Genomic DNA, 22,284 nt, shown 5'->3' with positions numbered 1-22,284 from the left:
TATGCTGAAAACCGAAACGCCGAGTACGCAGCATGCGCAGCTTGACCTGTATTCGGTTGAGGCTTTGGTGGCAGCGCTGATCGACGACCAGTCGCAGGCGCTGCAGGCGGTGCAGGCCGCCGCCCCCGGCATTGCCGCCGCCGTCGAGGCGATGACGCCGCGCATCGCCGCCGGCGGACGCCTGGTGTATGTCGGCGCCGGTACTTCCGGCCGGCTCGGCATCCTCGACAGCGTCGAGCTGTTCCCCACTTTCTCCTGGCCGCACCAGCGCGCCGTCGCCCTGCTGGCGGGCGGCCTGGGCGCCATGTTCGAGGCGGTCGAGGGCGCCGAGGACGACCGCTCCAAGGGCGCCGCCGATCTGCGGCTGCTGTATCCCGTGTATAACGACGTGGTCCTGCTGATGGCCGCATCCGGCACGACGCCGTATGTGCTGGGCGCGCTGCACGCCGCGCGCACCGTGGGCGCCTTGACGATCGGCATCGCCAACAATGCGGGCACGCCGGTGGTGACCGATGCCGACATCGGCATCGTCCTCGACACGGGGCCCGAGATCATCTCCGGCAGCACGCGCTTGAAAGCGGGCACGGCGCAAAAAATCGTCCTGAACACCTTGTCGAGCGCGTTGATGGTGCGGCTGCACAAGGTCTACGGCAACCTGATGGTGGACCTGCACGCGACCAACGCCAAGCTGATCGAACGGGCGGTGCAGCTGACCATGCACGCCACCGGCAGCGACGCCGCCACCGCGCGCGGCATGCTGGAACAATGCCATTTCCAGGTCAAGATCGCCATCGTCGCCCTGCTGAAAAAACTGACGGTCGACCAGGCCCAAACCCTGCTGGACGAAGCCGATGGCGACGTCCGCGCCGCACTCAGGTAGAACATGGACAGAAGAACTTTTCTCGCCGCGCTGGCCGCGGCTGCAACGACATCGATCGCGGACGCCTCGGCGGAGCGGCAGCGCCTCGGCGTGCAGCTCTACACGTTGCGCAACGAGTTGCAGCAGGATTTCGAAGGCAGCTTGCGCAAGGTCGCCGCGATCGGCTACAAGGAAGTGGAGTTCGCCGGCTATTTCGGTCGCTCTCCCGCCGAGGTGCGTCAGGTGCTGGACGCTGCGGGATTGTCCGCGCCGTCGGCCCACATCGACTACAAGCTGCTGGACGCCGACTTTCCGAAGACGATAGCCGCCGCGCGGACCATGGGCCACCGGTATCTGGTCGTGGCGTGGATGGACCCGGCCGGCTGGGGCGACCTGGATACGTGGAAGCGCGCCGCCGACGCCTTCAACAAGGCCGGCGAGATGTGCAAGCAGGCGGGGATGCAGTTCTGCTATCACAACCACCACTTCGAATTCATCGCGGCCGGCGGGCAGCTTCCGTACGAGCTGCTGCTGAAGGAATGCGATCCGCAGCTGGTGAAGATGGAAATGGACCTGTGCTGGATGGCCGCCGCCGGCGCCGATCCGCTGGACTATTTCCGCCGCTACCCCGGCCGCTTCCCGATGGTGCACATGAAGCAGTTGAAGAAAATCCCGCCGCACACGGGCATGCTGCCGTTTGACGCGGCGACGCCGGAGATCACCGAAGTCGGCCCGGGCGTGGTCGATTTCCAGAACATCCTGGCACACCGCCGGCAGGCCGGCATCCAGCACTACTTCGTCGAGCACGACGCCGCCAAGTCGCCGTTCGCCAGCATCGAAGCAAGCTACCGCTATCTGCAAGGCATCCAGGCTTGACCGCAAGTTTTTGCCTTGTATCTATTCCGAACCCCGGCGTCTGTATCTATCTCCAAAACGCCGTCGAGCCCACAATCGTCGTATTGACACTACGATGGAATCTCGATGAAAACCAAGTACACCCCGGGCTTTATCTTCGGCGCCGCGCGCGTCGACGCCGCCACCGCGCACGCCGTGCTGGAGCAATGCCAATTCCAGGTCAAGCTGGCGCTGGTCGTGCTGCTCAAGAAGCAGACGATTGAACAGGCCCAGCTGCTGCTGGACCGGGCCAACGGCAACGCTTGCGCCGTCCTCAGGACCTGAGGGGCATGGCATGGAAAACCCGGCCAAAGCCTGGAGCGGCGCGGCTGCCGCAAAATATGCGCGCGGCAGCATCAATTTCTACAATGCGCCTGTCTACGAATATGTGAAGTCGACCGTGGCCGATCGCGAGGCGCAGGATTTGTCGGCGCAGCTCGATTGCCTGCGTTTGGAAAGCACGCCGGCCTATACCTGGAGCGTCACCAATCTGACCAACAGCTACCGGAGCGCCGAGCAGGTGTCGCATGCCGAGCGCGAGGCCATCTTTCTGCGCGCGCTGGAAACCACGGTCATTTTTGACCGCATGGTATCGACGGTGGCCCACAGGATCGCGCTGATGCATACGCGCGGCGCACCGTTGTCGAGCGGCAGCAACAGCTATGTGAGCGTCAACGGCAGCGAGGCAGTACGCGTGAGCACGCTGGTGCCGGCAGTGCCTGCCTATGAAGTGGTGGATGAACAGCGCGCCAATGGAGCGCATCGCCTGGAGCTGGGTACGGCCGGCACAGGGGAGCTGGAATGCTTCCTCAGCGTGGTACAGGCGCGCGGCAAGGACGAGGCCGACCTGACGATCATGCTGACCCAGCAAGCGGGCTACTGGATATTGACCCTGGTGCATCCGACCAAGGGTTCCGCCAGGATTCTACTGAGCCGGGGAAGGACTTCGGTGGGCGGTTCGGTCGCCGTGTCGGCCACGCCGACCCCGCCGCCGCTGCGCGGCGCCAGCGTGACCAGCTTTCGGATGGGCGCCAGCACTACTGTGTGGGGCAACTGAGAATTATTTGGCGGCGCTGGCCATGCCGTCCTGCATGATGACGGCCATGTTGTCGAACATGGCTACCCAGGCCTGGCGATGCGCGGCATCGAACACGGCGCCGGCCCGGTCGGCGATGGTGTCGATCAGGACGTCGCGCATGACGCTGAAATAAGCATGCTTGACCTCGTAGTGATGGTGACGCACGCCGGAGGCGCGCAGCAACAGCAAAAGCGTGGCGGGCCGGTCCACCAGCTCCACGGTTTCGGCCAGCGTGTGGGTCAGCCGGCCCTGCTGTTCGGTCATGTCGCCGGAGAACAAGCCGATCACGCCCGGCGCGACAGTGAACAAAGCGCGGTAAAAGTCGTTGCCGAAATCACCCGGCGCATCGACCGCGGCCTGCCAGCCGGCCTTGATCATCCCGGCCTGTTCCTCTCCAATGTCCAGCAGCCACAGTTCGGCGGCCTTGACCTGGGCCTTGCTGGGTGCGCGTGACGTGGAGGCGGCGGACGTTTTGGTCATGGGCAAGCTCGTGGTGGATAATAAAGCAACAGCGAAGTATAACCGGGAATGTACAGGCGGCCGGTATGGCATGTTATAACTTGGGTCAAAGCAAATTAGGGTCGACGCGTGGCAAGAACCAAATATCAGGTATTGGCCGATGAACTGGCCGAGGCGATAGGCAGCGGCAAGCTGGCTCCGAACGCGCGCCTGCCGTCCGTGCGCGAGTTGATGCAGCAGCATCAACTGAGCCTGGCCACCGTGACCAACGCCCTGCATACGCTGGAGCGGCAAGGACTGGTCGAGCCGCGCGACAAGTCGGGTTATTTCGTCAAGGCCGTCGCGCAGGACGAGGCGCCGCAGGCAGCCGCCGTGCCCGCAGCGGAGGCGCTGCTGTCCACGCGCAACTGGGGGCCGGCGCAAGACCTGTTTCCCGAGCAGCGCTGGCAAAGCCTGCTGGCGCGGGTGATACGCCGCCATCCCTTCCTGTCGACCCGCTACGCGCAGGGCTTCGGCCATCCGCTGCTGCGCGCCGAGCTGGCCAGGCGCAGCGCCGAGAACGGCTGTTTCCTGAAGGAGGACGAGCTGATCGTCACGCAGGGCGCCACCGAAGCCCTGCTGCTGGCGCTGCGCGCGACCACCGAGGCCGGCGCGCGGGTGCTGGTGCAGGCGCCGGTCGGCGTGCTGTTCGGCCGCCTGCTCGAGACCTTGTCGCTGGTGCCGGTCACCATCACCAGCGGGGTGGATGATCCCGGTTTCCTGCCCGAGGTGCAGGCGGCGCTGGAAGGCGAGGACGCGCCCAAGGTATTCCTGCTGGTGGCCAATTACCATTTCCCGGCCAGCGCGCTGATGCCGCTGATCGTCAAGCGCAACCTGCTGCGGCTGTCGGAGAAACACGATGTGACCATTATCGAGGACGACGTCTACGGCGACTTGCAGCACGAGGGCGCGCGGCCGCTGACGCTGAAGTCGTTCGATCTCAAAGGCAACGTCGTGTACGTCAATTCCTGCTCGAAAACACTGGCGCCGGGCTTGCGCGTCGGTTGGCTGGCCGCCGGCCGCTGGCGCGAACGGGTCGAATATCTGAAAAGCGCGTCGGCCAGCAGCGTCAGCGAGTTGTCGCAGCTGTTGCTGGCCGAGTTTCTGGCCGAGGGCAGCCATGTGCCGCACCTGCGCAAGATCCGCAAGGAATTGAAGAGCCGCAGCGATGAATATATCGCCCTGTTGCAGCTGACGCTGGGCAAGACTGTTAAGCTGGGCCAGGTGGCGGGCGGGTATAGTTTCTGGCTGCCGCTGCCGCCCGCTACGCCGGCCGATGCGATCCAGTCGCAGATACGCCTGCACTGGCCGCTGCTGGACGCCCAGGACGCGCCCGATTCGCCGCAGCTGGTGGTGGTGTCTAAAGGCATGTGCATCAACACGTCGATCGCGCTGACGGACCCGCTGCGCCAGTCGCTGATGTCGTTTTGCTTTTATCTGCGCGCGCTGTATTGAGTTAAAAAGGAATTATGGAACAAGCACGCAATCCCTGGGCCTGGGTGCCGAGTATTTCATTCAGCCAGGCCGTGCCGTATGTGGCGGTGATGATGTTGTCGACGGTGATGTACAAGAACCTCGGCATTTCCAATACCGACCTGGCGTTTTACACGGCCTGGCTGTACCTGCCGTGGGTGATCAAGCCCTTGTGGTCGCCCGTCGTCGAGCTGTTCGGCACCAAGCGGCGCTGGATCGTCTTGCTGCAGTTGCTGACCGGCGCGTCGCTGGCGACGGTGGCGCTGACTTTGCACCTGCCGCAGTTTTTCGCCATGAGCCTGGCGGTGCTGTGGCTGATGGCGTTCAGCTCGGCCACCCACGACATCGCGTCCGACGGCTACTACATGCTGGGCTTGCCGACGCAGCGCCAGCAGGCGGCGTTTGTCGGCGTGCGCAGCGCCTTCTACAAGCTGGCGATGATCGCCGGGCAAGGCGGGCTGGTGTACCTGGCCGGCCAGCTGATGCAGTCCAGCGACGATCCGGCGTTTGCGTGGTCGGTGGTGTTCGGCGTGATGTCGGCGCTGTTCCTGCTGCTGTGCGCATATCACCAGTTCATCCTGCCGCGCCCGGATTCGGACCATCGCGTTGCCGCCGGCGGCGCGCTGTGGGCCGATTTCCTGACCACCTTCCGCAGTTTTTTCCACAAGCCGGGCATCAAGGCCACGCTGGGATTCCTGCTGCTGTACCGCCTCGGCGAAGCGCAGCTGCTGAAAATGGCGGCGCCCTTCCTGCTCGATCCGCGCGCGCAGGGCGGGCTGGGCTTGACGACGTCGCAGTTCGGCCTGGTCTACGGCACCATCGGCGTGTGCGCGCTGGTGCTGGGCGGGCTGGCCGGCGGCCTGGTGATTTCGCGCTTCGGCCTCAAGCGCAGCCTGTGGCCGATGGTGTTCATCATGCACGTGCCGGACCTGGTGTTTGTCTATCTCGCCACCGCGCTGCCGGCCAATACCGTGTTGATCTCGGCCTGCCTGGCGGTCGAGCAGTTCGGCTATGGTTTCGGCTTTTCCGCCTTCATGCTGTACATGATCCTGGTGGCCGACGGCGAGCACAAGACCGCCCATTACGCGATCTGCACCGGCTTCATGGCCCTCGGCATGATGTTGCCGGGCATGGTCAGCGGCTGGATACAGCAGCACCTGGGTTATCAAAATTTCTTCATTTGGGCCTGCATTTCGACCCTGCCGGCCTTTGCCATGACCGCGCTGGTGCGCATACCGTCCGAATTCGGCAGGAAATAAACGGCCGCCGCATTACAATACGGTGCTCAACTGAATCGGGGAATGGTTTTGGTGTTTGGTAAATTCAATGCGAAGAAGCGGCTGACCCTGTCCGCGGGCGTGGCCGGTGTCGTGGCGGCGCTGCTGGAAGCTTGCTCCAGCACACCGACCGCGCCGGCGCCGGACGCTCCCGGCGCGGCGCCGCGCCCGCCCGGCACGCCGCCCGCCGCGCAGCCGGTCGATCCCAACATGCCGCCGCCGGCGCCGCGCGAATTCCGCGCCGCCTGGGTGTCCACCGTCGCCAACATCGATTGGCCCAGCCGCAGCAACCTGACCCAGGCCAGGCAGCAGGCCGAAGCCATCGCCATCCTCGACCGTTCGCGCGCGCTGAACCTGAACGCCATCGTGCTGCAGGTGCGGCCGAGCGCCGATGCGATCTACCCGTCCGAACTGGAACCGTGGTCCGAATTCCTCACCGGACAGCAGGGCCGCGCGCCGGCGACGGCCTGGGATCCGCTGCAGTTCTGGATCGAGCAGGCCCACGCGCGCGGGCTGGAACTGCATGCCTGGTTCAATCCCTACCGCGCCCGCCACGCGACGGCCAAGTCGCCGCTGGCGCGCAACCACATCGCCAACACCAATCCGGATGCGGTCAAGAGCTACGGCCGCTACCTGTGGATGGATCCGGGCGAGTCCGCCGCGTCGCAGCACACGCTGGACGTGATCCTCGATGTGGTGCGCCGCTACGATATCGACGGCGTCCACATCGACGATTATTTCTATCCCTACCCGATCGACGCGGCCGCCAATACGGCCGCGCCGGAAGGCGTGGCGCTGGACGCCGGCGTGGGCCAGAAGCAGGAGCTGGAATTCCCCGACCAGCCGTCGTGGCAGCGCTATCTGCTGGGCGGCGGCACGCTGGACCGCTCCGGCTGGCGCCGCCAGAACGTCAACTCGCTGATCGAAGCGCTGTACCTCGGCATCCACAAGGAAAAGAGCTGGGTACGCTTCGGCATCAGCCCGTTCGGCATCGGCCGCCCGGACCGCCGCCCCGCCGGCATCGTCGGCTTCAGCCAGTACGACAAGCTGTACGCGGACGCCGAACTGTGGCTGGCCAACGGCTGGCTCGACTACCTGGCGCCGCAGCTGTACTGGCCGGTGGAGCAGGCGCCGCAGGCGTTCGGCGTGCTGCTCGACTACTGGCTGGCGCAGAACACCCGCGCCCGCCACGTGTGGCCGGGCTTGTACACCAGCCGCATCGACAACAGCGCCAAGGCGTTCGCGCCGGAAGAAATCGTCAAGCAGATCGGCGTGACGCGCAGCCGCAACGGCGTGCAGGGCCATCTGCATTTCAGCATCGCGGCGCTGATGGAAAACCGCAAGGGCATCAGCGACCAGCTGCGCACCCAGACTTATCAAAGCGCGGCGCTGGCGCCGGCCAGTCCGTGGCTGGGGTCGGAGCTGCCGGCGGCGCCGGGCGCGTCGGCGCGGCGCGAAGGCGGCGGCGTGGCGCTGAAGCTGTCGGCCGGCGGCGGCAAGCCGGTGGCGCATTATGCGATCTGGTCGCGCTACGGCAACGAGTGGCGCTTCGCGGTGGCGCCGGCTTCGCGGCCGGTGATCCTGTTGCCGGACGACGCGGCGGGCGGCACGGCGCAAGCCGTGGTGGTCAGCGCGATCGACCGGCTGGGCAATGAGAGTGAACGTATCAGCGTATTGCGCTGAACTGAGGAGCAAGCATGGACCGTCTCGGGCTGGGCATCGACGCAGGTGGAACGCAGACGCGCTGGGCGCTGGCCGACGCGGCCGGCGGGATCGTGGCCGAGGGCTACGTGGCCGGCCTGTCGGCCACGCAGATGGGCGACACCAAGGGCCGCGACGCGGTGCGCGGCATCTTCTCGATGCTGGCGACGCAGGTGCTGGCCATCGGCCAGCCGCAGCGCGTATGCGCCGGCCTGACCGGCTTCGACGGCCTGGCCACGCTGCCGGCACAATGGCTGGCCGAGCTGCTGAGGATTTCGCCGCAAGACGTGGCCTTGCGCAACGACGTGGAAATCGCCTACCTGGACAGCTTTGCGCCGGGCGAAGGCTACCTGGTCTACGCCGGCACCGGCTCGATCGCCGCTTTCATCGATGCGGACGGGACTTTCCATCGGGCCGGCGGGCGCGGCGTGACGCTGGACGACGGCGGCGGCGGCTTCTGGATCGCGCGCGAAGCGATGCGCCACATCTGGCGGCTGGAGGACGAGGAGCCGGGCGTCTGGCGGCAGTCGGCGATGGCGCGCGCGGTGTTCGAGCAGGTCGGCGGCAGCGACTGGTCCTTGTCGCGCCAGTTCATTTACGGCCAGGACCGGGGCGCGATCGGCACGCTGGCGCTGGCCGTCGCCGCCAGCGCCGATGCCGATCCGGTGGCGCGCGGCATCCTCGAACAGGCCGGCGGCGAACTGGCGCGCATCGGGCTGGCGCTGGTGCGCCGCTACGGTCCGCGTCCGCTGGCGCTGAGCGGCCGCGCCGCCGATCTGCATCCGCTGATCGCCCAGGCCATGCGCGCGGCGCTGCCTGACGGCCAGCAACTGCGGCAAAAAGAAGCCCAGGCGCACCACGCGGCCGCGCGTATTGCTCTACACTCCTGATATTGAATCGCTGCCGAGACCGCTTATGATGAAAATCCTCCCGCTCACAGTCATATCCACCGCCATGGCCCTGCTGGCAGGTTGCGCCACCGTGCCGCCCCCGGGGCCGCGACTGGATAGCTCGCTGACCTCGCGCAGCCAGAGCGACCGCATCAAGTACATCATCATTCACTACACGGTCAGCGACCTGCCGCGCTCGATCAAGACCCTGACCCAGGAGGTGGTCAGTTCGCACTACCTGCTGACGGACACCGAGCAGCCGTTCTTCTACACGCTGGTGGATGAATCGCGCCAGGCCAATCACGCCGGGCTGAGCAGCTGGGGCATCTACAACCAGCTCAATTCGGCCTCGATCGGCATCGAGATCGTCAATCCGGGTTTCACTGAAACGCCGCAAGGGCGCGTGTACGCGCCGTTCAAGCAGGCGCAGATCGATCAGCTGATCCTGTTGTTGAAGGACATCGTCAAGCGCCACAACATCAAGCCGGAAAACATCCTCGGCCACAACGATATCGCGCCGCAGCGCAAGCAGGATCCGGGGCCGATGTTCCCGTGGAAGCAGCTGGCCGACGCGGGCCTGGTCACGTGGCCGGAGCCGAGCCGGGTCGCCGCGCGCATGCCGGGCTTCCAGGAGCAGTTGCCGGAAGTGTTGTGGTTCCAGCGCAAGCTGGCCGAGTTCGGCTATGCCGTGCCGCAGACCGGCGAGCTGGATGAAGCCACCCGCACCGTCATCACGGTCTTCCAGTCCAAGTATCGCCAGTCGCTGTATGACGGCATGCCGGACGCGGAAACGGCAGCCATCCTCGACGTATTGACCGCGCCGAAGCCGGTGCTGCCTCCGCCACCACCGGCCGCGCCGGTACAGGGCGCGACGCCGGCCGAATAAGCCAGGGAACGCCCGCATGCCAGCCACCCTGACCTGTGAAGAAATCGCCGGCCATCCCGAGTTCCGGCACCTCGACAGCATCGCCGGCATCGCCGTCGACCTGCGTTACGCGACGCCGGACAACTTTGTCGGCCGCGATCTCTACACGCCGCTCGATTGTGCATGGCTGCACAAGGATGCGGCGGCGGCGCTGGAGCGCGTGGTGGCCTGGCTGGCCGAGCGCCGGCCCGATTGCCAGGTGCTGGTGCTGGACGCCTTGCGTCCGCAGCGGGTGCAGGAACAGTTGTGGCAAGCGTTGCAGGGTACCGAGTTGCTGGGCTACATCGCCGATCCCGCGCGCGGTTCCATCCACTCGTTCGGCATGGCGCTGGACCTGACCCTGCTGGACGCCCAAGGCCGCGAGTTCGACATGGGTACCGGTTTCGACGATCTCAGCGAGCGTTCGCATCCGGCGCTGGAAGCCAGGCTGCTGGCCAGCGGCGAGCTGACGCAGCAGCAGATAGACAACCGCCGCCTGCTGCGCGACGCCATGTTCCAGGCCGGCTGGGTCGGCATCAACAGCGAGTGGTGGCACTTCGACTGCGGCGACCGCTTGCTGGTGCGCCGCGATTACACCCGCGTCCTATGAACAGTATTAGTGATGTTTGTAATTTGACCTGCTGATCAAATTTGTGCTGACACTAACCGATGTGTTTGATCGATTCAATTATTTGCTCGTAAAGTCGCGCCGAGTCGCTTTGTATAGCGGGGAGTCTTACATCAGGAAAATGATAAACCATGGCGGAAGTGACGGAAGCCCTTACACCAAAAGTCAGGCCCGGTGGGGGGCGCTGATTGTTGGCAGAGGGCATTACCGGAGCCGATTCTGGAGCAAGATCTACCTTTGTAACTGGTCCTAAGTCAAGGCTCAGTTGTTCCTGGGAGAGGTGATGGTCCGTCATTTTGTGGCCCCCTTTCCGGGAGAAGATTTTTTTCGAGCAGGGATTTTACGACAAGTCCCTCTAAAGCAGGAAGTGCCTCCATGCTTTTTTCGAGGCGCGGTGAAGACTCCTTGAGGGACATTGTAATCAGTTTTCCATTTTTTTTGCGCGAATTTTGCGGCACCCGGAACAGGGTCAAGTACTGGGACGGTGCTACGCCATCATATGCAAGTATTCGCACTTTGTCCTTGTCAACTTCATGCTCAGAAATCGCGTCACCATGCAACTTGATCGCTAAGCTTTTACGATACGGTTCAATGTAGTAGACCTCGCTGACGCCTGCTGCGACGATGTGGCGTGCACACGAATGGCACGGGTAGGTTGTTACGAACAATTTCCCTCCCTCTATTCTCATACCGGAGGTTTTGCCTGCATTGAGAATGGCGTGCATTTCTGCATGGATGGCCCTAGAAAATTCGATCAGGCCTTTTAGCTTACTCGCCCCCCTAAGAATTTCTCTGGCGCGGTCAAGATTTTCGGGCAAGATCACTTCTGCTAAAGCATCAACCATCTCCTGAGCTAACTTGTCCTTCTCAGAATCATTGAAGCATTTTCCCCCCGCGATATTCCAGCAACGATGATCATGATCGCTCCGGCCGTATAGCCCACCCCCGGTGGTGGGAACGTCATTCCATCCAATGCTAAGAATATCGCCATCACGATCCGTTACAGCAGCTCCTACTTGTCTGGATAGGCATGCTGAATTTGCGCTTGCCATGGCCGCAGAGTACATGGCAGTTTCTGCGAAAGTTGGTGTAATGACTTTTGTTCCTAATACTAAGTGAAGAAATCTTTCTACGCGAGCCTTCAGTTCGGAGTCTGTGCCGTCTCCGGTTCGAAGAAAAAAGTCGCAATTGGGGAATGTGTCGCTGACAGTCTGTCCGGCCTCTGATTCCTCGCCTGAGTCCCGGTCTACTAGCGTATAAATCTGTGAAGTGCTAAGCCCAAATTCTTTCAGGTTTGCTTCGCGGGTCTGTAACGGTGCGAAGACGCCGACGACGTATAGCATGTCCCTGTATACCAAGCGAAGGAGAGCAAGCTCTTCTTTGTTCTTGATCGAGTCAATCACATGAACCACTCTTCGGGGAGCATACTTCGTGCTTTTAGTAGCCGTCTTCTGTTGTTCACGATCGAGTCGGATCTGGTGAATGGCTAGTTCTGCCAGGACGCCGTTGCCATACTTTTCTCTTAGCTTATTTCCTGCCTCTATCAAAGTATTGATCCTCTTAAAGCCATGCGCCGTTGGGATCGGAACGCCTACCCCCGCGCCATGGGCTACGATGAAGTCACTTAACTTTAAGTAGGTGCATTCGGTGTAGCCAAACGAGTCTAAGAGCATAGTTCGAACTGCTTCGCCTACACTGTGCAAAGGGGAGCCGATGGGCCCGCATAACGCAATTACTAACTCTTCAGTATGAGTGGACGTAATCATTGCGGTGGTACTTGTTCCTGTACCAAACAAACTATTTGCCGGAAGAGTGGGTGGTTTTACGGTTTTCAATGCGCTAGCGGACATGGATACCTCGTCAACTTGGTGAATTATCTTTTTATTGAATCAAACTGATAGTATTTATTTTCATAATACAATCTTTCCTTGCATTATGATCAGTCTTTTATTTTGATATACATCACCTGTTGAGACTCGCTTCACCGGCAACTGCGCTTTTTTTCGAGCAAGCATGCGGTGTCCTTGGAGTTTTCGTAGTTCTACATATGCTTTTAGTCACTTTCTCGTCTGCGTTGGCCGATTAACGGTCCACCATGGCCATGCGCTCCTTGCTGTAGCGTGGACCGGCCACCTGCTTCAGCGCATTGTCCAGCACCGCCATCTCGGTTGCGTCCAGCGTGATCTCCGCCGCGGCGACGTTCTGCTCCAGATAGCTGCGGCGGCGCGTGCCGGGGATGGTCACGATATCGTTGCCCTTGTGCATGGCCCAGGCCAGCGCGATCTGGCCCGGCGTGACCAGGCGATGGTCGGCCAGTTCGCGCACGATGGCGGCGGCCTGCATGTTGCGGTCGAAATTCTCGCCCTGCAGGCGCGGATCCAGATGGCGGAAATCGCTGGGCGGATACTCTTCCGCGCGCTTGGCGGTGCCGGCCAGGAAGCCGCGCCCCAGCGGGCTGAACGCCACCAGGCCGATGCCCAGTTCGCGCAGCGCCGGCAGCACATCGGCCTCCAAGTTGCGCTCCCACAGCGAGTATTCGCTTTGCAGCGCGCTGATCGGATGCACCGCATGGGCGCGGCGGATGTTCGCCACGCCGGCCTCGGACAAGCCCAGGTAACGCACCTTGCCCTCGCGCACCAGCTCGGCCATCACGCCGACCACCTCTTCGATCGGCACGTTCGGATCAATGCGGTGCTGGTACAGCAGGTCGATGTAGTCGGTGTTCAGCCGGCGCAGCGAGCCTTCGACCTTTTCGCGGATGTGCTTGGGATCGCTGGTCACGCCGACGGTCTTGCGGTCGCGGATATCGAAGCCGAACTTGGTCGCCAGGATCACCTCGCCGCGGCGGCCGGTGAAGGCGCGGCCCAGCAGCGCTTCGTTGTCGTAGGGACCGTATTGCTCGGCCGTGTCGAAGAAATTGACGCCCAGCTCGATCGCCCGGTGCAAGGTGGCGACGGCTTCGTTCTGATCGGCCGGTCCGTAGGTATTGCTCATGCCCATGCAGCCCAAGCCCTGCGCCGAAACCGTCAGTCCCTGCCCGCCTAAAGTGCGTTGTTTCATGATGACTCCTTTCGATTGCGATGAATCCAGTATGCCGACTGCACAAAAAATACACAATCCGCTTAAAATGCAAAGCATTGTTGATGCAGGTGCAACGGTGGAGAGCTGCGATGGAAATGCTGAAAGAAATGGCGATTTTTGCACAGGTGGTCGATAGCGGCGGTTTCTCTGCCGCGGGACGCCAGCTGGAACTGACCACGTCGGCGGTCAGCCGCCATGTGTCGCGGCTGGAGGCGCACATGGGCGGACGCTTGCTGCAGCGGACCACCCGCTCGCTGTCGCTGACCGAGCTGGGGCAGCAGGTGTACGCGGCCTGTTCGCGCATGGTGAGCACGGCGCGCGAGGTGCATGCGCTGGCGGGCAGCTACAGCGCCCGTCCCAACGGCGTGATCCGCGTCAGCGCGCCCATCGTGCTGGGGCAGGTATGGCTGGCGCCCAGGCTGCCCGGTTTTCTTGCGCGCTATCCGGAGGTCAATGTCGAGCTGCAACTGGTGGACCGCAAGATCGACCTGATCGAGGAAGGGGTGGACCTGGCGATCCGCATCGCGACCGAGCTGGCGCCCGGTCTGGTGGCGCGTCCGCTGGGGCCGGTGCGTTATGTGCTGGTGGCCACGCCACGCTACCTGCAAGCGCATGGCGAGCCGAAGGCGCCGCAGGACCTGCCGCTGCATCAATGCAGCTACCTGGGCTACGCCCGTTTCGGCGAGGCCTGGAGCATGCGGCGCCATGGCGAGGCGGTCAACGTGCAAGTGCCGTCACGGCTGACGATCAACAACAGCGGTGCCTTGATGGCGGTGGTGGAAGCGGACGGCGGCATCGGCCTGGTGCCCGATTTCACAGCCCGCGCCGCGCTGGCGCAGCAGCGCGTGCGGCGAGTGTTGCCGGAGTGGGAGTTCGATGCGCCATACGCCGGCACGGTGCACGCGGTCTACATGCCCGGCCCGCACCTGGCGCTGAAGGTGCGGGCGTTCATTGATTATTTGCTTGAGGAAGGATTGCCGGGAGAATAAGCGCCGCCGCCGGAGCGGGCCACCCAGTCGATTACACCGTCGAGCACGGTGCGGCCCGCGCCGTTGGCGACGTGCTCGTCGTTCAGGATGGCGACCACCACGCACAGCTGGTTGTTCGCGTCCGGCACGTAGCCGGCGATGGCGATCACGCCGTTCAAGCTGCCGGTCTTGATGCGCGCGCGCAGTGCGGCGGGGCCGTCTTTCAGGCGCTTGCGCATGGTGCCGTCGGTGGCGGCGATCGGCAGGCTGGACATGAACTCGGGCGTCCACAGGCTGTTCAGTCCCGCTTGCAGCACGCCGGCCAATTGCGCCGGCGTGGCGCGTTCGATGCGCGACAGGCCGGAGCCGTTGTCGAACACCAGGCCGTTGCCGTCGATGCGATGGTTTTGCAGCCAGCCGCGGATCGCCGTTTCGGCCCGCATCGGCGTGCTGGCGAGGCTGGCGTCGGCGGCCAGCGGGCGGCTGCCCAGCACGGGATCGGCTTCCAGGCTGCCCAGCGACAGGAACAGCGCGCGGGCCAGCGTGTTGTCGGAGAATTTGTTGATGTCGCGTAGCACCTCGGGCAGCGGGCGCGAGAGGTGCTCGGCCAGCAGGCGGGACGCCGTAGCTGGGGTGGCATCCGGCACTGCGGACACCGGGGCGTCGGCCTCGCGCACCTGGCCGCTGATGCTGCCGCCCAGCTTGCGCCAGGTGGCGCGCAGCAGGCGCTCCAGGTAGTCATGGTGATCCAGCACGTCGATGCTGGTCGACTTGATGCAGTCCTTGGGGAAGCTGCCGTGCAGTACCACTTCGATCTTGTCGCCGTGGCGGCTGGTGTCCGGCGTGCGCCAGTCTTTTTCCCACGAGGCGCATGGCGCGTCGGTCAGCTTCATCTCCGAGCGGATGCTGACCTTGTCCATCTCCGGCATCATCACCAGCGCCAGCTTGCCGCCGGTCGAGCGCATCTCGACCTTCAGCAGGTTGGTGTTGATCAGCAGCGCATCGGGAATGACGTTGTAGTAGGCCCATGGATATTCGTCGAACGGCGGCTGCCCCACGTCCGGCCGTGCCGGCTGGAACAGCTGGCGGTCGAGTATCACGTCACCCCTGATCTTCTGGATGCCCTGGTTGCGCAGCGCCTGCAGCATGTGCAGCAGCACGTCCTCGTTCAGGTCCGCGTCGGCGCCGCCGCGCAGGACCAGGTCGCCCTTCAGCACGCCGTCCATCACGTCGGCGCTGGTGCGGAACTCGGTGCGGGCGCGGAAGGCCGGCCCCAGCTGCTCCAGCGCGGTCAGCGTGGTGAACAGCTTCATGGTGGACGCCGGCTGCATGCTCTGCTGCGCGTTGTGGGAGATCAGCGCGGTGTCGCCGCGCAGCACGACGATGCCGGCGCCTTCCGGCGGAATATGCGCCGCCTGCAGCAGGCTGGCGACCTGCTCCGGAAACTCGGCGGCGTGGACGGCGCCGGCGGCGATCAGCGCGGCGAATAGGAGGCGACGAAACATGGCGATCCTGTTCAATGGAAGAAGAGATAGGAAACGAAGATGGCGGCGATGACGCCGGCGAAATCGGCGATCAGGCCGCACGAAATCGCGTAGCGCGTCTTGCGGATGCCCACCGAGCCGAAGTACAACGCCACGATGTAGAAGGTGGTGTCGGCCGAGCCGTTGAACACGCAGGCCAGGCGGCCGACGAAGGAATCGACGCCGTAGGTGCGCATGGTATCGATCATCATGGCCTTGGCGGCGCTGCCGCTGAGCGGCTTCATCAGCGCGGTCGGCAGCGACGGCACGAAATCGGTGTTGATGCCGAGGTGGCCGAACAGCCAGCTGAAGCCGTCGACGACGAAGGTGAACACGCCGGCGTTGCGGATCACGCTGATCGCCACCAGCATGCCGACCAGGTAGGGAATCACGGTGATCGAGGTCTGCATGCCGCCCTTGGCGCCTTCGATGAAGGCTTCGTAGACGTTCACCTTCTTGCGCAGCGCGCCGATGATGAAGCCGGCGATGACGATCATCAGCACCAGGTTGCTGAACACCTTGGAGACGATTTCGATCTCGGTCTTGCTCAGGTAGTGGGTGAAGTAAAACACCACGCCGGCGATGGCGGCCGTCATGCCGCCCAGCCAGCTCATCACCACGCCATTGAACAGGTTGATGCGCTGGCGGATGGCGACGACGATGATGCCGGTGACGGTGGCCACGTAGGTCGCGATCATGCAGGGAATGAAGATGTCGGACGGGTCGGCCGCGCCCAGGATGGAGCGCTGCGCCATGATCGCCAGCGGGATCAGGGTCAGGCCGGAGGTGTGCAGCACCAGGAACATGATCTGCGCGTCGGTCGGTTCGTCCTTGCTGGGGTTGAGCGTCTGCAGGCTTTCCATGGCCTTCAGGCCGAACGGCGTGGCGGCGTTGTCCAGGCCCAGCAGGTTGGCCGAGAAGTTCATCACCATGTGGCCGGTGGCCGGATGGTTTTTCGGCACGCCGGGAAAGATGCGTGAGAAGAACGGCGCGATCAGGCGCGCCAGCAGGTCGATGGCGCCGGCCTTCTCGCCGATGTTCATGATGCCTAGCCACAGCGTCATCACGCCGGCCAACGGCAGCGCGATGTCCATCACGCCGGCCTTGGCCGAGTCGAACGTGCCGTCGATGATGCGTTTGAAGATTTCCGTATCGCCCGTCAACAGGAACTGCGCCAGCGCGGCGGCAAAGCCAACCAGGAAGAAGCCGGACCAGATGTAATTGAGCGACATATCTAGAAATTTTCCTGAAAGCAGTAGGGGATTTGCAAAGTATAGCGGGTAAGCAAGCGAAAAAAGCTATAAGCTGCCGCTTTACCGTATGCGATGTGGGATGGACCTTATGCTGAAAAGTTATGCCGCAGCCCCGATGGAGCTGGTGCTGGCGCTGATGCTGGCGCTGATGCTGGCGCTGGCGGGCGGCCCTACCGCCGCCGCCGCTGCACCGGCAGCCGAGCCTAAAGTCCTGCACGCCTTCCTCAGCACCGGCGAAACCGGCCTCGATCCGGCGGTCGCCTCCGACATCGCCAGCCTGAGCCTGCTGGAAAACCTGTTCGACCCGCTGCTGCGCTACGACTACCTGGCGCGTCCGGTCAAACTGCAGGCCAACACGCTGGCCGCCATGCCAACCGTCGAAGACAATGGGCTGACCTACACCTTCCAGTTGCGCCAGGACGTCTATTTCACGCCGGACCCGGCGTTCAAGGGCGCACGCCGCCAGGTCACCGCGCAGGATTACGTCTACAGCCTGACGCGCCTGTACGATCCGGCGCTGAAATCGCCCTGGCTGTTCCTGTTGGAAGGCAAGATCGCTGGCGATGAGGCGTTGAAGACGCACTTCAGCTACGGCACCGCCATAGCCGGCCTGCGGGCTGTGGACAAATTCACGCTGCGCATCCGCCTCAAGGCCGCTGATCCGAATTTCCTGTTCTACCTGGCGGTGCCGGCCACCGGCGTGGTTGCGCGCGAAGTGATGGAGGCCTACGGCGCGCAGGCCGGCAACCATCCGGTCGGCACCGGTCCGTTCATGATGGGCACGTGGAAGCACAGCGACCAGATCACGCTGCTGGCCAATCGCGACTTCCGTCCGACGATGTATCAGGGCCGGCGCGTGCCGCTGCTGGACCGTGTCGACATCAAGATCGTCGAGGAATACCAGTCGCGCGTGCTGGGCTTCCTGAACGGCGAATTCGATTTCCTCGAACAGTTGCCGGAATCGATGAAAGACCTGGTGCTGACCGCCGACATCAAGCCCACGCTGAAGCCCGAGCTGGCCAAAAAAGGCATGGTGCTGTCACCCTTCCCTGTGCTGCAGACCTACTACATGTGGATGAACATGGAGGATCCGCTGATCGGCGGTTATAGCAAGGAGAAAGTGGCTTTGCGGCGCGCCATCGCGCTGGGCTACAACAGCGCCGAGGATGTCGCGCTGATGAAGAAGGGCCTGGCGATTCCGGCTGTCACGCCGCTGCCGCCGAACGTGCTGGGCTACGATCCGGCCTACCGCAGTCCGGTGACCTACGACCCGGCGCTGGCCAACGCGCTGCTGGACCGCTACGGCTACCGCAAGGGCGCCGACGGCTTCCGCACCCAGCCGGACGGCAAGCCGCTGACCTTGGTCATGCACAGCGAATCGTCGACCGTCGGCCGGCTGCGCGATGAGCTGTGGCGCAAGAACCTGGGCGCCATCGGCCTGAAGGTGGTGTTCAAGAGCGACAAGAAAACCGAGATCATCAAGGCCTCGCGCCTCGGCTCGGTGATGATGTTTGAAACCAACTGGGTTGCCGATTTTCCCGACGGCGACAATTTCTATCAGCTGCTGTACGGCCCCAACAGCGGCCGCGTCAACTACGCCCGTTTCAACTTGCCTGCCTACAACCAGCGCTACGAACAAACCCGCAGCATGGGCGACTCGCCGCAGCGCACCGCGCTGTACGACGAGTTGGCGCAGATCATCCACGCCTACACGCCTTGGGTGTTGCTGACGCATCCGATTTCGGCCGACCTGCAGCAGCCGTGGCTGAAGAATTACCAGCGCCATCCGGTCGAATTCACCAACTGGCGTTATCTGGACGTAGTCGCACACAGTGCGCGCTGAGCTTTGCGTACAATGGGTGCATGAAACTCATTAATCGCCGGGCGCTGACCCATGTCGTCGCCCATCCGATGGATTTCCTGGTGCAGTGCCTGAAAGGGTTCCGCGCCAATCAGGGCCTGCTGCTGGCGGGCGCGGTGGCCTATTACTCGTTGCTGTCCATCGTCCCGCTGCTGATGCTGGTGGTGGTCGCCCTGTCGCACGTGATCGCCGAGGATGAACTGCTGGCCACCGTGGGCCGCTACCTGAACTGGCTGGTGCCCGGGCAATCCAAGCCCATCGTGGCCGAGGTCGGACACTTCCTCGAGCATCGCGACCTGGTCGGCGGCGTGCTGGTGATCAGCATGATCTTCTTCAGCTCGCTGGCCTTCACCGTGCTGGAAAACGCCATGTGCGTCATTTTCAAGCACCGCGTCGAGATACGGCGGCGGCGTTTCCTGATCTCGGCCATCATGCCCTACTGCTACATCCTGTCGCTGGGCGCCGGCATGCTGCTGGTCACGCTGGTGGCGGGCAGCCTGCAGGTGCTGGGCGAGGAGAGCGTGCAGTTGTTCGGCTACAGCTGGTCGCTGCATGGCGTGTCCGGCGTGCTGCTGTATCTGCTGGGACTGGGCGGCGAGGTGCTGGTGCTGACGTCGATCTACCTGGTGATGCCGGTCGGCCGCCTGTCGCTGTCGCACGCGCTGATCGGCGGCGTGACGGCTGCGCTGCTGTGGGAGCTGGCGCGCCGGGTCCTGGTCTGGTATTTCTCGACGCTGTCGCAGGTGAACGTGGTGTATGGATCGATGACCACCGCCATCATCGTCATGTTCAGCCTGGAAATCGGCGCCACGCTGCTGCTGTTCGGTGCGCAGGTGATTTCCGAGTTCGAGCGGGTCGGCCAGCGCCGCGAAAAGGAGGTGCCGACGCCGATGACCACACAAGCTACAGAAATAAAATAATTTGTGCGTCGCACAAAAATCTGTGTTACACTACGTTCGTGGTTGAGGTTTGAAGGAAGTAATTCCGGCAAACAGTCCCACATCCAGGAGCAGCGCCGCGGTTCGATATGTGTAAGACCGAACCGCAGTTGACGCCAAACCTGGAGTTGTAATTCCGGATACGATGGTCGATTTACACGTTGGAGGCACCACGCAGATAGCATGGGCGTCCGAGACTCTGGAGTCACTTTGCAGATAGCACTGGACCCCGGCATACGATTAAAGCATTGGTAATACATTGGAACGAAGCCCGCTGAGATGCGGGCTTTTTTTTATTGACGAAACGATTCAATATTATTTGAAATATCGAATTATTTACGGTAGCATCCGCTTATGGATACTAAACAAGCGTTGGCGGGATTGTCGTCCCTGGCCCAGGAAAGCCGGCTGGCCGTGTTCCGGCTGCTGGTGCAGGTCGGGCCGGAAGGCATGGCCGCCAGCAAAATTGCTGAGCGGCTCGATATCTCGCCGTCGTCGCTGTCGTTCCACCTGAAGGAGCTGAGCCATGCGGGCATGGTCGGTTCGCGCCCGGATGGACGCTTCGTTATCTATACCGCCGACGTCGGCGCCATGAATGGCCTGATCGGCTTCCTGACTGAAAATTGCTGCGGCGGCCTGCCGTGCGGCCCCACTATCGGATGCGCACCATGAATATTTTGTTTCTTTGCACGGGTAACTCTTGCCGCTCGGTGTTGAGCGAAGGCGTCTTCAACCACCTGGCGCCGGCCGGACTGAAGGCGATCAGCGCCGGCAGCCAGCCCGCCGGCCAGCTGCATCCGCGCGCGGTCGCGCTGCTGGCGCGCAAGGGCATCTCGACCGAGGGCTATTACAGCAAGTCCTGGAACGATTTGCCGCTGACGCCGGATGTGGTGGTGACGGTGTGCGGCAGCGCCGCGGGCGAAACCTGCCCGGCCTATCTGGGCCCGGTGCTGCGCACGCACTGGGGCGTCGACGATCCCGGTCACGTGATCGGCACCGAGGAAGAAATCGAGGCGGCGTTCGAGCTGACCTACCGCATCATCCGCGCACGCATCGAGGCTTTCCTGGCCCTGCCGCTGGCGCAACTGGCCGGCGACAAGGCCGCGTTCAAGGTCGAGCTCGACCGCATCGGCGCCGTCGGCGCCAATGGCATCTGAACGCGGGAGCGCCTGTGCTGATTGCATTACTGATTTTTATCGCCACACTCACTCTCGTCATCTGGCAACCGCGCGGACTCGGCATCGGCTGGAGCGCCACCGCAGGCGCCGCCGTGGCGCTGCTGGCCGGCGTGATCCACGTCGGCGATATTCCGGCGGTCTGGCACATCGTCTGGAACGCCACCGGCACCTTTGTCGCGATCATCGTCATCAGCCTGCTGCTGGACAAGGCCGGCTACTTCGAATGGGCGGCGCTGCATGTCGCGCGCTGGGGCGGCGGCAGCGGCAAGCGCCTGTTCACCCTGTTCGTGCTGCTGGGCGCGGCGGTGTCGGCGCTGTTCGCCAACGACGGCGCGGCGCTGATACTCACGCCCATCGTCATCGCCATGCTGCGCGAGCTGAAATTCTCGGGCAAGGCCATGCTGGCCTTCGTCATGGCGGCCGGCTTCATCGCCGACACGGCCAGTTTGCCGCTGGTGGTGTCCAACCTGGTCAACATCGTCTCGGCCGACTACTTCGGCGTCAGCTTCGCGCGCTATGCGGCGGTGATGGTGCCGGTCAACCTGGTGTCCGTGGCCGCCACGCTCGGCGTGCTGATTTGGTTCTTCCGCCACGACATTCCGGCGGACTACGACGTCGAGCAGATCAAGCGGCCGGAACATGCGATCCACGACCGCGCCACCTTCCTGACCGGCTGGTGGGTACTGGGCCTGCTGTTGATCGGTTTCTTCTGGCTGGAAGATCTCGGCGTGCCGATCAGCGCCACTTCCGCCGTCTGCGCCGCCCTGCTGCTGGCGGTGGCGGCGCGCGGACACCGGATCTCCACGCGTGCGGTGCTCGCCAATGCGCCGTGGCAGATCGTGGTGTTCTCGCTCGGCATGTACATGGTGGTGTACGGCCTGCGCAACGCCGGCCTGACCGACTACCTGACCGGCCTGCTGAACCAATGCGCGGCTTACGGCGTCTGGGGCGCGGCCATCGGCACCGGTTTCATCACGGCGATCCTGTCGTCGATCATGAACAACCTGCCGACTGTGCTGATAGGCGCGCTGTCGATCGACGCCAGCAGCAGCACCGGCGTGGTGCGCGAAGCCATGGTGTACGCCAACGTGATCGGCAGCGACCTCGGGCCGAAGATCACGCCGATCGGCAGCCTGGCGACCCTGCTGTGGCTGCACGTGCTGGAGAACAAGGGCATCCAGATTTCCTGGGGCTATTACTTCCGCGTCGGCATCTGCCTGACTTTGCCGGTGCTGCTGGTCACGCTGGCGGCGCTGGCCGTGCGTTTGAATTGAGAGGGA

21 protein-coding genes are annotated in these 22,284 nt (G+C 63.4%); 16 read left to right on the top strand and 5 right to left on the bottom strand.

Annotated elements, in window-relative coordinates:
- The first annotated feature begins 1 nt into the window (after nt 1).
- From ABWW33_RS11675 to ABWW33_RS11660, 4 genes are all read left to right on the top strand, one after another.
- The gene (locus tag ABWW33_RS11675; RefSeq protein ID WP_353401689.1) at nt 2-880 is read left to right on the top strand and encodes an N-acetylmuramic acid 6-phosphate etherase; all 879 of its coding nucleotides are present in this window, start codon (nt 2-4) and stop codon (nt 878-880) included.
- Nucleotides 881-883: 3 nt separating this feature from the next.
- Nucleotides 884-1,735, top strand: a complete 852-nt coding sequence (locus ABWW33_RS11670; protein ID WP_353401687.1) for a sugar phosphate isomerase/epimerase family protein — start codon at nt 884-886, stop codon at nt 1,733-1,735.
- Nucleotides 1,736-1,840: 105 nt separating this feature from the next.
- Nucleotides 1,841-2,038 carry a hypothetical protein gene (locus ABWW33_RS11665; RefSeq protein ID WP_176653320.1) on the top strand — a complete coding sequence of 66 codons (198 nt, stop codon included), beginning with the start codon at nt 1,841-1,843 and terminating at the stop codon, nt 2,036-2,038.
- A 10-nt stretch (nt 2,039-2,048) separates the two neighbouring features.
- Nucleotides 2,049-2,810: a hypothetical protein gene (locus tag ABWW33_RS11660; protein WP_353401686.1), complete on the top strand. Its 762-nt coding sequence runs from the start codon at nt 2,049-2,051 to the stop codon at nt 2,808-2,810.
- A gap of 3 nt (nt 2,811-2,813) precedes the next feature.
- On the opposite strand, the gene ABWW33_RS11655 is transcribed toward ABWW33_RS11660, so the two are convergent.
- Nucleotides 2,814-3,311 carry a globin domain-containing protein gene (locus tag ABWW33_RS11655; protein WP_176653322.1) on the bottom strand — a complete coding sequence of 166 codons (498 nt, stop codon included), beginning with the start codon at nt 3,309-3,311 and terminating at the stop codon, nt 2,814-2,816.
- 108 nt (nt 3,312-3,419) lie between these two features.
- Between ABWW33_RS11655 and ABWW33_RS11650 the strand changes: the two genes are divergently transcribed.
- From ABWW33_RS11650 to ABWW33_RS11625, 6 genes are read left to right on the top strand one after another with little or no spacing between them, the layout of a single operon-like run.
- Complete coding sequence (locus ABWW33_RS11650; RefSeq protein ID WP_353401684.1) at nt 3,420-4,784, top strand: aminotransferase-like domain-containing protein; 1,365 nt, start codon at nt 3,420-3,422, stop codon at nt 4,782-4,784.
- A gap of 14 nt (nt 4,785-4,798) precedes the next feature.
- Nucleotides 4,799-6,061, top strand: a complete 1,263-nt coding sequence (locus ABWW33_RS11645) for an MFS transporter (RefSeq protein ID WP_353401682.1) — start codon at nt 4,799-4,801, stop codon at nt 6,059-6,061.
- Nucleotides 6,062-6,103: 42 nt separating this feature from the next.
- Nucleotides 6,104-7,762: a glycoside hydrolase family 10-like protein gene (locus ABWW33_RS11640; protein ID WP_353401680.1), complete on the top strand. Its 1,659-nt coding sequence runs from the start codon at nt 6,104-6,106 to the stop codon at nt 7,760-7,762.
- Between the two features lie 14 nt (nt 7,763-7,776).
- Nucleotides 7,777-8,670, top strand: coding sequence for an N-acetylglucosamine kinase (locus tag ABWW33_RS11635; protein ID WP_353401678.1), 894 nt, complete (start codon nt 7,777-7,779; stop codon nt 8,668-8,670).
- Nucleotides 8,671-8,698: 28 nt separating this feature from the next.
- Nucleotides 8,699-9,556 (top strand): N-acetylmuramoyl-L-alanine amidase, encoded by an 858-nt coding sequence (locus ABWW33_RS11630; RefSeq protein ID WP_353402011.1) that lies wholly within the window; start codon nt 8,699-8,701, stop codon nt 9,554-9,556.
- Between the two features lie 16 nt (nt 9,557-9,572).
- Entirely contained in the window at nt 9,573-10,184 is a 612-nt protein-coding gene (locus tag ABWW33_RS11625) for a M15 family metallopeptidase (protein ID WP_176653327.1), read from the top strand.
- Nucleotides 10,185-10,456: 272 nt separating this feature from the next.
- Here ABWW33_RS11625 and ABWW33_RS11620 read toward each other — a convergent pair whose 3' ends face one another.
- Both ABWW33_RS11620 and ABWW33_RS11615 read right to left on the bottom strand, forming a co-directional pair.
- Complete coding sequence (locus tag ABWW33_RS11620; RefSeq protein WP_353401676.1) at nt 10,457-12,052, bottom strand: anti-phage dCTP deaminase; 1,596 nt, start codon at nt 12,050-12,052, stop codon at nt 10,457-10,459.
- A 232-nt stretch (nt 12,053-12,284) separates the two neighbouring features.
- Nucleotides 12,285-13,262, bottom strand: coding sequence for an aldo/keto reductase (locus ABWW33_RS11615; RefSeq protein WP_353401674.1), 978 nt, complete (start codon nt 13,260-13,262; stop codon nt 12,285-12,287).
- A 110-nt stretch (nt 13,263-13,372) separates the two neighbouring features.
- Here ABWW33_RS11615 and ABWW33_RS11610 point away from each other — a divergent pair, with 110 nt between their 5' ends.
- Nucleotides 13,373-14,272 (top strand): LysR family transcriptional regulator, encoded by a 900-nt coding sequence (locus ABWW33_RS11610; RefSeq protein WP_353401672.1) that lies wholly within the window; start codon nt 13,373-13,375, stop codon nt 14,270-14,272.
- On the opposite strand, the gene dacB is transcribed toward ABWW33_RS11610, so the two are convergent.
- Nucleotides 14,239-15,756 carry a D-alanyl-D-alanine carboxypeptidase/D-alanyl-D-alanine endopeptidase gene (dacB, locus tag ABWW33_RS11605; RefSeq protein ID WP_353401670.1) on the bottom strand — a complete coding sequence of 506 codons (1,518 nt, stop codon included), beginning with the start codon at nt 15,754-15,756 and terminating at the stop codon, nt 14,239-14,241. The two genes, ABWW33_RS11610 and dacB, sit on opposite strands and share 34 nt — an antisense overlap.
- 11 nt (nt 15,757-15,767) lie before the next feature.
- Complete coding sequence (locus ABWW33_RS11600) at nt 15,768-17,006, bottom strand: spore maturation protein (protein WP_353401668.1); 1,239 nt, start codon at nt 17,004-17,006, stop codon at nt 15,768-15,770.
- A gap of 109 nt (nt 17,007-17,115) precedes the next feature.
- On the opposite strand from ABWW33_RS11600, the gene ABWW33_RS11595 reads away from it, so the two are divergent.
- From ABWW33_RS11595 to ABWW33_RS11575, 5 genes are all read left to right on the top strand, one after another.
- Nucleotides 17,116-18,870, top strand: coding sequence for an ABC transporter substrate-binding protein (locus ABWW33_RS11595; RefSeq protein WP_353401666.1), 1,755 nt, complete (start codon nt 17,116-17,118; stop codon nt 18,868-18,870).
- Between the two features lie 20 nt (nt 18,871-18,890).
- Complete coding sequence (locus tag ABWW33_RS11590) at nt 18,891-19,808, top strand: YihY/virulence factor BrkB family protein (RefSeq protein ID WP_176653332.1); 918 nt, start codon at nt 18,891-18,893, stop codon at nt 19,806-19,808.
- Nucleotides 19,809-20,180: 372 nt separating this feature from the next.
- Nucleotides 20,181-20,498, top strand: a complete 318-nt coding sequence (locus tag ABWW33_RS11585) for an ArsR/SmtB family transcription factor (RefSeq protein WP_353401664.1) — start codon at nt 20,181-20,183, stop codon at nt 20,496-20,498.
- Nucleotides 20,495-20,983 carry an arsenate reductase ArsC gene (locus ABWW33_RS11580; protein ID WP_353401662.1) on the top strand — a complete coding sequence of 163 codons (489 nt, stop codon included), beginning with the start codon at nt 20,495-20,497 and terminating at the stop codon, nt 20,981-20,983. The genes ABWW33_RS11585 and ABWW33_RS11580 overlap by 4 nt, the downstream gene beginning before the upstream one ends.
- A 14-nt stretch (nt 20,984-20,997) precedes the next feature.
- Nucleotides 20,998-22,278, top strand: a complete 1,281-nt coding sequence (locus ABWW33_RS11575; protein WP_353401660.1) for an arsenic transporter — start codon at nt 20,998-21,000, stop codon at nt 22,276-22,278.
- Nucleotides 22,279-22,284: the final 6 nt, after the last annotated feature.

Origin of the sequence: Duganella hordei, from assembly GCF_040369125.1 — a bacterium.
In the GTDB taxonomy this organism is placed as follows: domain Bacteria; phylum Pseudomonadota; class Gammaproteobacteria; order Burkholderiales; family Burkholderiaceae_D; genus Rugamonas; species Rugamonas hordei.
This window is presented reverse-complemented; position numbering and strand designations above follow the sequence as displayed.

Coding starts and splice junctions, on each gene's coding strand:
- ABWW33_RS11635 (WP_353401678.1), top strand. CDS start 7,777: ATGGACCGTCTCGGGCTGGGCATCGACGCAGGTGGAACGCAGACGCGC.
- ABWW33_RS11645 (WP_353401682.1), top strand. CDS start 4,799: ATGGAACAAGCACGCAATCCCTGGGCCTGGGTGCCGAGTATTTCATTC.
- ABWW33_RS11615 (WP_353401674.1), bottom strand. CDS start 13,262: ATGAAACAACGCACTTTAGGCGGGCAGGGACTGACGGTTTCGGCGCAG.
- dacB (WP_353401670.1), bottom strand. CDS start 15,756: ATGTTTCGTCGCCTCCTATTCGCCGCGCTGATCGCCGCCGGCGCCGTC.
- ABWW33_RS11595 (WP_353401666.1), top strand. CDS start 17,116: ATGCTGAAAAGTTATGCCGCAGCCCCGATGGAGCTGGTGCTGGCGCTG.
- ABWW33_RS11655 (WP_176653322.1), bottom strand. CDS start 3,311: ATGACCAAAACGTCCGCCGCCTCCACGTCACGCGCACCCAGCAAGGCC.
- ABWW33_RS11580 (WP_353401662.1), top strand. CDS start 20,495: ATGAATATTTTGTTTCTTTGCACGGGTAACTCTTGCCGCTCGGTGTTG.
- ABWW33_RS11640 (WP_353401680.1), top strand. CDS start 6,104: ATGGTTTTGGTGTTTGGTAAATTCAATGCGAAGAAGCGGCTGACCCTG.
- ABWW33_RS11600 (WP_353401668.1), bottom strand. CDS start 17,006: ATGTCGCTCAATTACATCTGGTCCGGCTTCTTCCTGGTTGGCTTTGCC.
- ABWW33_RS11590 (WP_176653332.1), top strand. CDS start 18,891: ATGAAACTCATTAATCGCCGGGCGCTGACCCATGTCGTCGCCCATCCG.
- ABWW33_RS11660 (WP_353401686.1), top strand. CDS start 2,049: ATGGAAAACCCGGCCAAAGCCTGGAGCGGCGCGGCTGCCGCAAAATAT.
- ABWW33_RS11610 (WP_353401672.1), top strand. CDS start 13,373: ATGGAAATGCTGAAAGAAATGGCGATTTTTGCACAGGTGGTCGATAGC.
- ABWW33_RS11665 (WP_176653320.1), top strand. CDS start 1,841: ATGAAAACCAAGTACACCCCGGGCTTTATCTTCGGCGCCGCGCGCGTC.
- ABWW33_RS11675 (WP_353401689.1), top strand. CDS start 2: ATGCTGAAAACCGAAACGCCGAGTACGCAGCATGCGCAGCTTGACCTG.
- ABWW33_RS11630 (WP_353402011.1), top strand. CDS start 8,699: ATGAAAATCCTCCCGCTCACAGTCATATCCACCGCCATGGCCCTGCTG.
- ABWW33_RS11585 (WP_353401664.1), top strand. CDS start 20,181: ATGGATACTAAACAAGCGTTGGCGGGATTGTCGTCCCTGGCCCAGGAA.
- ABWW33_RS11625 (WP_176653327.1), top strand. CDS start 9,573: ATGCCAGCCACCCTGACCTGTGAAGAAATCGCCGGCCATCCCGAGTTC.
- ABWW33_RS11620 (WP_353401676.1), bottom strand. CDS start 12,052: ATGTCCGCTAGCGCATTGAAAACCGTAAAACCACCCACTCTTCCGGCA.
- ABWW33_RS11670 (WP_353401687.1), top strand. CDS start 884: ATGGACAGAAGAACTTTTCTCGCCGCGCTGGCCGCGGCTGCAACGACA.